The 11,265-nt window shown below is 62.6% G+C and carries 10 protein-coding genes and 1 riboswitch; of the genes, 4 read left to right on the forward strand and 6 right to left on the reverse strand.

The window, feature by feature from the left end:
- Positions 1–6: 6 nt before the first annotated feature.
- Complete coding sequence (locus HU767_RS23120; protein ID WP_186704535.1) at positions 7–1,074, reverse strand: putative urea ABC transporter substrate-binding protein; 1,068 nt, start codon at positions 1,072–1,074, stop codon at positions 7–9.
- 60 nt (positions 1,075–1,134) lie between these two features.
- Positions 1,135–1,236, reverse strand: a riboswitch (guanidine-I (ykkC/yxkD leader).
- Between the two features lie 306 nt (positions 1,237–1,542).
- Here HU767_RS23120 and HU767_RS23125 point away from each other — a divergent pair.
- Complete coding sequence (locus HU767_RS23125; protein WP_186704536.1) at positions 1,543–1,953, forward strand: hypothetical protein; 411 nt, start codon at positions 1,543–1,545, stop codon at positions 1,951–1,953.
- Between the two features lie 213 nt (positions 1,954–2,166).
- Here the strand turns inward: HU767_RS23125 and HU767_RS23130 are convergent, their stop codons facing one another.
- Positions 2,167–3,279 carry an enoyl-CoA hydratase/isomerase family protein gene (locus HU767_RS23130; RefSeq protein ID WP_186730555.1) on the reverse strand — a complete coding sequence of 371 codons (1,113 nt, stop codon included), beginning with the start codon at positions 3,277–3,279 and terminating at the stop codon, positions 2,167–2,169.
- Between the two features lie 131 nt (positions 3,280–3,410).
- Between HU767_RS23130 and ung the strand changes: the two genes are divergently transcribed.
- Positions 3,411–4,103: a uracil-DNA glycosylase gene (gene ung, locus HU767_RS23135; RefSeq protein WP_186704538.1), complete on the forward strand. Its 693-nt coding sequence runs from the start codon at positions 3,411–3,413 to the stop codon at positions 4,101–4,103.
- 129 nt (positions 4,104–4,232) lie between these two features.
- On the opposite strand, the gene HU767_RS23140 is transcribed toward ung, so the two are convergent.
- The 4 genes from HU767_RS23140 to HU767_RS23155 are packed head-to-tail and all read right to left on the reverse strand — an operon-like array spanning position 4,233 to position 8,294.
- On the reverse strand, positions 4,233–5,276 hold the full coding sequence (locus HU767_RS23140; RefSeq protein ID WP_186730556.1) for an AbrB family transcriptional regulator: 1,044 nt from the start codon (positions 5,274–5,276) through the stop codon (positions 4,233–4,235).
- On the reverse strand, positions 5,269–6,783 hold the full coding sequence (locus HU767_RS23145) for a tripartite tricarboxylate transporter permease (protein WP_053120026.1): 1,515 nt from the start codon (positions 6,781–6,783) through the stop codon (positions 5,269–5,271). Before HU767_RS23145 ends, HU767_RS23140 begins: the two co-directional genes overlap by 8 nt.
- Before the next feature lies 1 nt (position 6,784).
- Positions 6,785–7,246, reverse strand: a complete 462-nt coding sequence (locus HU767_RS23150; RefSeq protein ID WP_186704540.1) for a tripartite tricarboxylate transporter TctB family protein — start codon at positions 7,244–7,246, stop codon at positions 6,785–6,787.
- Positions 7,247–7,301: 55 nt separating this feature from the next.
- Entirely contained in the window at positions 7,302–8,294 is a 993-nt protein-coding gene (locus HU767_RS23155; protein ID WP_186704541.1) for a tripartite tricarboxylate transporter substrate binding protein, read from the reverse strand.
- Between the two features lie 456 nt (positions 8,295–8,750).
- Here HU767_RS23155 and HU767_RS23160 point away from each other — a divergent pair, with 456 nt between their 5' ends.
- Positions 8,751–9,422, forward strand: a complete 672-nt coding sequence (locus HU767_RS23160) for a response regulator (protein ID WP_003198779.1) — start codon at positions 8,751–8,753, stop codon at positions 9,420–9,422.
- The gene (locus HU767_RS23165) at positions 9,415–10,800 is read left to right on the forward strand and encodes a sensor histidine kinase (RefSeq protein WP_186730557.1); all 1,386 of its coding nucleotides are present in this window, start codon (positions 9,415–9,417) and stop codon (positions 10,798–10,800) included. Before HU767_RS23160 ends, HU767_RS23165 begins: the two co-directional genes overlap by 8 nt.
- The last annotated feature ends 465 nt before the right edge of the window (positions 10,801–11,265 follow it).

Below are 11,265 nucleotides of genomic sequence, written 5' to 3' on the forward strand. Positions count from 1 at the left end.
TCCGGTTTACAGCTTGGCGTCGGCGGCCAGCTGTACGTAGGTCGGGTCAAAGCGCAGCTTGAGGTTGGCCTTGTCGCCGCGGGTCAGGCCATTGGCGAACGTCATGCCGACCGCGTCGGTGCCCTTGGCGCCTTCGCCCAACAAGCCGTGCTGGAACGAGAACTCGGCCACCTTGCCCATGGTGGCGGGCAGTTGCTCGCTGGTGGCGAAGCTCAGGGCTTCCTTGGGCGTGGCGAACAGCTTGGTGGTGTCCAGTTGCGCCTGGAAGCCGGCCAGGTCGGTGCCCGAAGCTTTGGCCATGTGTTCCAGCGCCGTCTTGCTCGCGGCGTTTTTTGCGTTCATCAGTGCCACCACTTCAAACCAGGCGCCGGTCAACGCTTTGCCCAGGGCGGGGTTGTCCTGGAGGGTCTGGGTGTTGACCACCATCATGTCCATGATCTCGCCGGGCACCTGGCTGGAGTTGAACACTTCGCTCACGCCTGGCTGGGCCTTGATGTCCGAGAGCATCGGGTTCCAGGTGGTGACGGCCTTGACCTGGTCGGTGTTGAAGGCGGCGGAGATATCGGCGTCGGAGGTGTTGATGACTTTCAAGTCTTTCTCGGCGAGACCAACCGAATCCAGGGCACGGGCCAGCAGGTAGTGGGACACCGACAGTTCCACCAGATTGACGTCCATGCCCTTGAGGTCGGCGACTTTCTTGCCCTCGCCCTTGAGGACGATGCCGTCGTTGCCGTTGGAGAAATCGCTGATGATCAGTGCGGTGCTGTCCACGCCACCGGCGGCGGGAATGGTCAGGGCGTCCATGTTGGTCATGGTGCAGCCGTCGAACTGACCGGCGGTGTACTGGTTGATGGATTCGACGTAGTCGTTGAGCTGCACGACATCGATCTGGATGCCGTACTTTTTCGCCCATTTATCGACGATGCCTTGGCTACCGGCGTATTCCCAGGGCATCCAACCGGCGTAAATGGTCCAGCAGACGCTGAAGTGGTCTTTTTGGGCGGCGGCGGATGAGAAGCTCGCGAGGGCCGAGAGGGCAGCGAGGAGCAGGGCGGAAAGACGAAGCTTGAGCATGGTGGTTCTCCAGTTGATCAAGGGCGGACAGGAGCAACGCGGCACCGCGAACGGTGGCTTGTCTCCCGGGCTTTTGTCCCGCCGTGTAACCTCAACTGGAGGTCGCCAACTCTCGGACCAGCCACTCGCCAGAAGCGAGCCGGAACCCTAGTCAGCCATTGCAAATTGTGGTGCCGCGAACCTGTGATGACTCCTGCACGGAGTTTGTTAAAGCGAGAGCCGTGCCAACTGGAGTCAAGGCCCGGTCCAGAGAGGGCGGGTGCCGCAAGACGGTGGCTGGGGACTGGCGGGGTGCGCAATTGTGGTGCCGCTGCGCACCGGCATGAGGCAAAGAGCTACATGTTTCAACTTATTGCTGGAGCGCACCAGATCTCGATTTCGCTGTCAGATTAATCGTCAGTCACCCAATAGATGACTGCCGCCCATCAGCGTCGCTGATGTGGCCCATCCGCGGTCCAGGAGGCCGCCATGTATCGACGACTGCTGCTCATTGCGTTTCTCGGTTTGACTCTTTCGGCCTGCGTGCCTTATTACGACGGAGACTCGAGCTACTACCGTTCCGAGGTCTACACCTCACCGGCGCCTGTCTATTACGGTGGCGGGAGTTATTATTCGGCACCGCGTGGTTATTACGCCCCGCGGTATTACCAACCGGCGCCGCGCTACTACTCGGCACCGCGTTACTACCAACATGGCCCACGCCACTACTCGCCGCCGCGAGCGGCGTACCGACCTTATCCACACCGTGGGGGCTGGGACGGCCATAACCGGGGTGGCTGGAATGATGACCGACGGGGTCGAGGCGGGCGTGATCATCGGGGACGCGGTGATTATGATCGTGGACGCGGCGATCACGATGGACGACGCAACCACCGCTGATCCCAGGGCAGAAAAAAGCGGCGCATTAAGCGCCGCTTTTTTCTGCCTGCAATAAACCCGATGGGATAAGGCTTGTGGGAGCAAAGCTTGCTCGCGATGACAGGGGGGCAGTCAGCCTCTCTGTGACTGGCATACCGCTATCGCGAGCAAGCTTTGCTCCCACAGATGTCACTCTCACAGAATGTCACTCCCACAGTGTGTCACCCAGGTTCTTTATTCGTTGGACAAATCCGCCAACGGATGCCGACCTTCCCACGCTTTGTGAAAGTGCGCCTCGACCGCCGCTTCGGGCACATGGTTGATGTCCGGCCAGTGCCAGCGGGGCTTGTGGTCCTTGTCGATCAGGCGCGCGCGTACGCCTTCGCTGAATTCCGGATGGCGGCAGCAGTTGAGGCTCAAGGTGTATTCCATCCGGAACACACCGGCCAAGGACAAATGCCGGGCCCGGGCAATTTGCTCCCAGACCAGATGTGCGGTCAGCGGCGAGCCTTCGCTCATGGTCTTGGCGGCCCGGGCGATCAGTGGATCAGGATGATCCACCAACAGGCTGAGGGCTTTCCAGGCGCAGCGCACATCACTGACATCCAGCCACTCGTCGATTTTTGGCCGCCGCGGCAGCCATTGGGCTTCGGGCAATTGGGTGATGGCTTCCTGCTGCAAGGCCTTGAGCAAGCTGTTGAGCTGCATCTCCGTCTGCTCCTGCCAGTTGAGTTGCAGCAGGCCCTCGATCAGATCGTCCTGTTGTTCGTCCAGCAGAAAGCGGTCAGCCAGGCCCAGGTCGATGGCGTCCCGGGCGTTCATGTGGGCGCCGGTCAGGCCGAGAAACAGCCCGAGCTTGCCGGGCAGGCGCGACAAGAACCAACTGGCGCCGACATCCGGGTAGAGGCCAATGCTGATCTCCGGCATCGCCAGGCGGCTGCTGGGCGTGACGATGCGGGTACTGGCGCCTTGCAGCAATCCCATGCCGCCGCCCAGTACATAACCGTGGCCCCAGCACAGTAGGGGTTTGGGGTAGGTGTGCAGGTTGAAGTCCAAGCGGTATTCCGCTGCGAAGAATTGCGCCGCCAGCGGCGGTACTTCGCCGGGATGCGCGCGGCAGGCCTCCACCAGGCTGCGCACTTCGCCGCCGGCGCAGAAGGCCTTGGCGCCGTTGCCACGCAACAGCACACACACGACCTGCGGCTCTCGGGCCCAGGCATCGAGGCGATCACGCAAGGCGTTGATCATGGGCAGGGACAGGGCGTTCAGGGATTTTTCGGCATCCAGCGTGGCGATGCCGATACGGGCACCGTCGATGCCGGTGAGTTCTTCGAAGTGCAGATTCATCGGGACCTCGATCGGAAATTTGAATGTTCAGTATGACCGCTGCGTGGGAAAGTGCCGGTTCTGCGTCAGATCAATTGACAAGCCCTGTAGGCTTTCCTAGGGTGCGCCCACTGTTTTTACCGGATGCAACCATGACTGCCGACGACCGTATCAAACTCGAACCGAGCTGGAAGCAGGCCTTGCGTGCCGAGTTCGACCAGCCCTACATGGCGGAGTTGCGCGAGTTTTTGCGCAGTGAATACGCCGCCGGCAAGGAAATTTATCCACCGGCACCGTTGATCTTCAATGCCCTCAATTCCACGCCGCTGGACAAGGTCAAGGTGGTGATTCTCGGCCAGGATCCGTACCACGGTCCAGGCCAGGCCCATGGCTTGTGCTTCTCGGTGCAACCGGGCGTGCCGACGCCGCCGTCGCTGGTGAACATCTACAAGGAATTGAAGCGCGATTTGAACATCGACATCCCGAATCACGGTTACCTGCAAAGCTGGGCCGACCAGGGCGTGTTGCTGCTCAATACGACCCTCACCGTGGAGCGCGCCAATGCCAACGCCCATGCCAAGAAAGGTTGGCAACACTTTACCGACCGGGTCATCGAAGTGGTCAGCGAACACCAGCCGAACCTGGTGTTCCTGCTGTGGGGCGCCCATGCCCAGGGCAAGCAGAAGTTGATCGATGCGACCAAGCACTTGGTGTTGACCTCGGTCCACCCGTCACCGCTGTCGGCCCACCGAGGCTTCATCGGCTGCGGGCATTTCAGCCGGGCCAACAAGTTTCTCCAGCAGCATGGCGAGCAGCCGATCGAGTGGCGGTTGCCGCCGGTTTGATGAGCTAGTCGAGCGGGCCCCATCGCGAGCAGGCTCGCTCCCACATAGGTTTTGTGGTGGGACGCAAAATGTGTGCTCGCCGCAGGACTCCTGTGGGAGCGAGCCTGCTCGCGATGAAGACAACTCGGTCTACAAATCCGACGCCGACCTGCTCGTCCAATACCTGAACAACGGCTCTGCCAGGAACAGCACGAACAACAACCGCATCACTTGCAACGCCGTCACCAACGGCACCGACAGTTGCAGCGTCTCCGCCGTCAGGCTCATTTCCGCGATGCCGCCGGGCATCATGCCCAACGTCAACGAGCGCAGATCCAGATGGGTCAAGGTGCTCAAGCCAAGGGCTGCCAGTGTGGCGATCAGCATCGTCAACACCGTGCCAACCAACGTGCGCCCCATGAATGACGGTGCCCGACGAAAGAACTGCCGGTTGAAATGACAACCCAACCCGCTGCCGATCAGCCACTGGCCAAGCTGGCTGGCGCCGTCGGGCAGGCCAATGTGCAGGTCCCAACCGACACTCACCGCCGCGCTCACCAGCAACGGCCCGAACAACCAGGGATTGGGTTGGCGCAAGCGCTCCCAGACCCAGGCGAGCAGGGCGCCCGCCGGGAACAGGATCGCCAGCCACAGCCAGTCCACCGTCGTGGCGTGTTGCATCGGCGTACCTTCACCCAACAAGTACTTGAAGGCCGCCGGCACACACAACACCACCACCAGCACCCGCAGGCTCTGGCCCGCTGCAACGCGGCTGAGGTCCGCGCCGTTGCGGGCGCCGAGGTTAACCATTTCGCCGGAACCGCCCGGCATGCTCGAAAAGAACGCGGTGGCACGGTCCTCGCCGGTGCGACGCATCAGCCAGACACTCACCACGCTGGACACGCTGGTGATCAGCGCGCCGAAGAAGATCAGGCCGAAGTGGCTCAGGACTTGCTCCATCACCACCGGTGTAAAGTGCAGGCCGATACCGATGCCCACCACCCATTGGCCGCATTTGCGGCCGCCGGGGATTTCCATCAATTGCCACGGCGTGAGACAGCGCACCAGGATGATCGCCAACAACGAGCCGACCATCCAGGGCAGGGGCCAGCCGATCAGGCTGGCCAGGTAACCGCCGGCCAGACCGACCAGCGGTGTTCCCCACCATTGTCTGAAGGTTGTTGCCTCAGACATTGGCCAGGGCACGACGCTGGGCACTGCGACGACGCCAGATGCGCAGCAGCGGCAGGAACAACATGATCGCCGTCAGGATCCAGCAACCGAAGGTGATCGGGCTCGACCAGAGGATCTCCAGCGCACCGTTGGAAATCGACAGCGCACGGCGCAGGTTCTGCTCCATCAGCCCGCCGAGGATGAAGCCCAGCAAGACCGGCGACAGTGGGAAATCCAACTTGCGCAGGATGTAGCCGAAGATGCCGATGCCGATCATCAGGAACAGGTCGAACGTGGTGGCATGCACCGCATAGACACCGATCCCGGTGATGATCGCAATGACCGGTACCAGCGCCCAGTTCGGCACGGCCAGGATGCGGGTGAAGATGCGGATCATCGGGATGTTGAGGATCACCAGCATGATGTTGGCGACGAACAACGAGGCGATCAGGCCCCAGACGATGTCCGGCTGTTGCTGGAACAGCAGGGGACCGGGGGTGATGTTGTACAGCGACAGCGCGCCGATCATCACTGCCGTGGTGCCCGAGCCGGGAACGCCAAGGGTCAGCATCGGCACCAGCGCACCGCAGGCTGCGCCGCCGATGGCGGTTTCCGGCGCCGCGAGGCCACGCTTGTCGCCCTGGCCGAACGTGCCACTGGCACCGGCCATGCGTTTTTCAGTCATGTAGGCCACGGCGCTGGCCAGGGTCGCGCCCGCCCCAGGCAATACGCCCATGATGAAACCCAGCACGCCGCAGCGGATGTTCACCCAGAACACCGAGGCGGCTTCCTTGAGGTTGAACATCATCCGCCCGGTGGCTTCCACCGCTTCCTGGCCGCGATGGGTTTTCTCCAACAGCAACAGGATTTCACTGATGGAGAACAAGCCCAACACCAGCACGACGAACTGAATCCCGTCGGTCAGGTGGATGTTGTCACCGGTGAAGCGATAGACGCCGCTGTTGGCATCGATCCCGACGCTGGACAGGAACAGGCCGATCAGCGCCGCGATGAAGGTCTTGAGCGGACGATCGCCGGCCATGCCGCCGAGGCAGACAATGGCGAACACCATCAGGACGAAGTATTCCGCCGGCCCGAACGCAATCGCCCATTTGGCCAGCAACGGTGCGAACAGCACCATGCCACAGGTGGCGATGAGCGCGCCGATGAACGAACTCCACGCCGACAGCGACAACGCCACCCCGGCCAGGCCTTGGCGGGCCATCGGGTAGCCGTCGAGGGTGGTCATCACGGTGGAGGCTTCACCGGGGATGTTAAGCAGGATCGAACTGATACGCCCGCCGTATTCGCACCCCAGGTACACCGCCGCCAGCAGGATCAGCGCCGACTCCGGCGGCAGCCCCAGTGCGAAGGCGATCGGGATCAGCAGCGCCACGCCGTTGATCGGGCCCAGGCCCGGCAGCAGGCCGACCACGGTGCCGATCAGGGTACCGCTCAGTGCCGTGACGAGGTTGTAGGGGGTCAGTGCAACGCCAAAACCCTGGCCGAGATAATTCAGGGTATCCATATCAATTCTCCAGGACGTCGAGCAGGCCCAGGGGCAGCGGCACGTCCATCAGCTTGTCGAACAACAGATAAAGACCGATGGCCATCAGGCTGATGATCACCACGCTCGGTACCCAGCGACCGCCATACAGGCGCGCCATCGGCACACCGACCAAGATGCTGGCGACGATGAAGCCCAGGGGTTCGAAGGTCCCGGCGAAGACCAGCAGCAGCGCGACGCAGATGCCGATCTTCTGCAGGGTTTCACGGTCCAGTTGCGGGTCGTCCTCGCTGTGTACGACGGGCGTAGGGCGAAACAGCATGTACAGCAGCGCCAGGCCCATCAGTCCCAGGATCAATAAAGGAAAGGCGCGCGGGCCGACCGGTTCGTAGGAAAAGGCGGCCTGATACGGCCAGGCCATCAGCGCCAGGCCGATACAGGCCAGCAGCAGCACCGCGGCAAAAATACGTTGGATGGTGAGCATGACTAACTCCTGGGCGGCGCCGGTTGTGCCGGCGCCGCCGCGAGAACAGGGAGGATTACTGGATCAGGCCGAACTCTTTGGCCAGCACCTTGTAATCAGCCACTTGCTTCTTCACGTAGGTGTCCAGTTCCGGACCGGTCATCGCAAACGGGAACAGCTCGCGCTGGTCGCGCAGCTTGGCGAACTCTTCGGAAGCCAGCAGCTTGTCGAAAGCGTCTTTCCACCATGCGTAGTCTTCATCGCTGACCTTCGGCCCGAGGTAGAAGCCGCGAACCACCGGCCAGACGATGTTGTAGCCTTGTTCCACAGCGGTCGGAATGTCCTTCATCTCCGGCTCGTCGATGCGCTTCTCGGCAAACACGGCGAGCAGGCGCATGTCGCCGCTCTGGATGTGCGGCATGGAGTCGGAAATGTCCGTACTGCCGACCTGGATGTGCCCGCCAAGCAGTGCGGTGGCGATTTCGCCGCCGCCTTCGAGGGCCACGTAACGCAGGTCGCGAGGGTTGATGCCGGCGGCCTTGGCGATGAGGGCGGTCTGCATCCAGTCCTGGCTACCGACGGTGCCGCCGGAGCCGATCACCACCGAGCCCGGATCTTTCTTCAGGGCCTGTACCAGATCGTCGAGGGTCTTGTAGGGCGAATCGCTTTTCACGGCAATGGCGCCATAGCTGGTGCCCACGGCGGCCAGCCAGCGCACGGCACTTTCATCGAAACGACCGAACTTGCCTTGGGCCAGGTTCAGCAGTGAGCCGCTGGACCAGGCCACCAGCGTACCGGCGTCGGCCGGGCGCTGGGCGACCACTGCGTTGTAGGCCACCGCGCCGACACCGCCGGGCATGTAGGTGACGCGCATCGGTTTGGTCAGCAGCTTCTGGTTGACCAGCGCGCTTTGCGCCAGCTTGCACGTCAGGTCGAAACCGCCACCGGGGGAGGCCGGGGCGATGCATTCCGGGCGCTTCGGCTCTTTCGATGGATCAGCGGCGAGCAATTGCCCGGCGAACATCAGGCATCCGGCTGCCAGGGCTACTTTACGCAGTGATAGGTTCATTGTTGTCTCCACAGGAGTTGTTGTTGTGTGTTGTAGATGGGGCATTGCAAGCTTGAAGCTGTAGCGCAACTGCGCAGCGTTTCAACGACGCGGCAGGTCACGTTGCGCGCATGCACCTTGTCGTCGATGCAAATCGGCGCAGGCGTCGGCACAGGCAAGGGTAGTCTGGTTGGAGCGTAAAAGAGGGGCGGGTGTGAAGGCCTGGAGGTGCATGGACAGCATGATGAATACTCCGCTTATTGTTTTTATTCGGCGAAAACGCTTCGAGGCGTTTTTCGTTCGCGATCTGTTTCGCGACCGGCAGTCGTAACTGTCCGTTTCAAGACTCTAACGGCCCAACCTTTCGCTAACCTTTCAAAACCTTTCAGCGTGTTTTTTGGCTTCACAGTGGCGGATGCGGCTGTAAACTCCGCGCCAAAGAATGGCGTCGGCCATCCCTGAATCGAGGAATAACCCATGCGTGTCCTGCTCGTCGAAGACCATCTGCAGCTCGCCGAAAGCGTTGCCCAGGCGCTCAAGAGCACCGGTTTGACCGTGGATGTGTTGCATGATGGCGTCGCGGCCGACCTGGCCTTGAGCAGTGAGGAATACGCCGTGGCGGTCCTTGATGTCGGGCTGCCGCGCATGGACGGTTTCGAGGTGCTGGCGCGTCTGCGGGCCCGTGGCAAGACGTTGCCGGTGCTGATGCTGACTGCCCGCAGCGACGTCAAGGACCGCGTCCATGGCCTCAACCTGGGGGCCGACGATTACCTGGCCAAGCCATTCGAGCTCACCGAGCTGGAGGCCCGGGTCAAGGCCCTGCTGCGCCGCAGCGTACTGGGCGGCGAACGCCAGCAACGTTGTGGCGGGCTGGTCTATGACCTGGACACCCGTCGTTTTACCCTCGACGACGAACTGCTGACCCTGACATCCCGCGAGCAAGCCGTGCTGGAGGCGTTGATTGCCCGGCCAGGGCGGGTGATGAGCAAGGAACAACTGGCGGCCCAGGTGTTCGGCCTGGACGAAGAGGCCAGCCCCGACGCCATCGAAATCTACGTCCATCGCCTGCGCAAGAAACTCGACGGCCATGCGGTGGCGATCGTGACGTTCCGCGGCTTGGGCTACCTGCTGGAAAACCGCAATGCATAAGCCCGACAGCCTGCGCTGGCGGTTGCTTCGCAACCTGGCCTTGCTGCTGGTGGTGCTGATGCTCGCCAGCGGTTTGAGCGCCTACTGGAACGGTCGCGAAGCGGCGGACACCGCTTATGACCGGACCCTGCTGGCCTCGGCCCGGACCATCGCCGCTGGCCTGTCCCAGCGAGACGGCAGCCTCAGCGCGGATGTGCCCTACGTGGCCCTGGACACTTTTGCCTACGACAGTGCCGGACGCATTTATTACCAGGTCAACGACATCGACAAGAAGTTGATTTCCGGCTACGAAAACCTTCCCGGCCCGCCGCCCGGAACGCCCCGCACGGACGACTACCCAGCCTTGGCGCGTTTTTACAACGCTCAATACCAGGGGCAGAACGTGCGCGTGGTGAGCCTGCTCAAGGCCGTGAGCGAGCCGAACATGAACGGCATGGCGGAAATTCGCGTGGCCGAGACTGAAGAGGCGCGGGTCAGCATGGCCCGCAGCCTGATGGCCGACACGCTGTTGCGCCTGGGCATGCTGGCCGTGGGCGCGCTGCTGTTGGTGTGGTTCGCCGTCAGCGCGGCGCTGCGCCCGCTGGAGCGTTTGCGCACGGCAGTGGAGGAGCGTCAGCCGGACGATCTGCGGCCGTTGCCGCTGGTGGAGGTGCAGCACGAGTTATGGCCGCTGGTGCGGGCCCTCAACCATTTCACCGAGCGCCTGCGCGGGCAGTTCGAACGTCAGGCGCAGTTCATCGCCGATGCCGCCCACGAACTGCGCACGCCCTTGGCCGCGCTCAAGGCGCGCCTGGAGCTGGGCTTGCGCGCCAGCGAGCCGGTGACCTGGCGGGAAACCCTGGAAACCGCGGCCCAGGGGACCGATAGATTGACCCACCTGGCCAACCAGTTGCTGTCCCTGGCGCGGGTGGAAAATGGCGCCCGGGCCATTGCCGAAGGCGGTGCGCAGTTGCTCGATCTGAGCCAGTTGGCCCGTGAGCTGGGCATGGCCATGGCCCCGCTGGCCCATGCCCGAGGCGTGGCGCTGGCCCTGGAGGCCGACGAACCGGTATGGCTGCGGGGCGAGCCGACCTTGTTGAACGAGCTGTTGAGCAATCTGGTGGACAATGCCCTGGCCCACACGCCGTCGGGCGGCAACGTAATCCTGCGGGTGTCAGCGCCGGCGGTGCTGGAAGTCGAGGACGATGGCCCCGGCATTCCGTTGCATGAGCGGGACCGGGTGTTCGAGCGGTTCTATCGACGTAACCAGCAAGTGGCCGGCTCGGGCCTCGGGTTGGCGATCGTCGGCGAAATCTGCCGCGCGCATCTGGCGCAGATCACCTTGCACGACGGGCGGGAGCGTGGGTTGAAGGTGCGGGTGAGTTTTGTCCCGGGATAAACCTGGCGATGCAAAACCCTGTGGCGAGGGAGCTTGCTCCCGCTGGGTTGCGAAGCAGCCCTAAGCTTTTGCGGCCGCTACGCGACCGAGCGGGAGCAAGCTCCCTCGCCACAAAAGCGTTCCTGACCACAAAAGAGAGGCATGGCCAGAGAGGTCTTCATGGTTTCAGATGTTCCTAGTAGAACATCGACCGCGCTTCTTCGATATCCGCGCATCTAGCGCAGATCACCTTGCACGACGGGCAGGAGCGTGGGCTGAAGGTACGGGTGAGTTTTGTCCCGGGATAAACCTGGCGATGCAAAACCCTGTGGCGAGGGAGCTTGCTCCCGCTGGGTTGCGAAGCAGCCCTAAGCTTTTGCGGCCGCTACGCGACCGAGCGGGAGCAAGCTCCCTCGCCACAAAAGCGTTCCTGACCACAAAAGAGAGGCATGGCCAGAGAGGTCTTCATGGTTTCAGATGTTCCTA

Source organism: Pseudomonas sp. SWRI179 (assembly GCF_014268705.1).
GTDB classification, from domain to species: Bacteria; Pseudomonadota; Gammaproteobacteria; order Pseudomonadales; family Pseudomonadaceae; genus Aquipseudomonas; species Aquipseudomonas zanjanensis.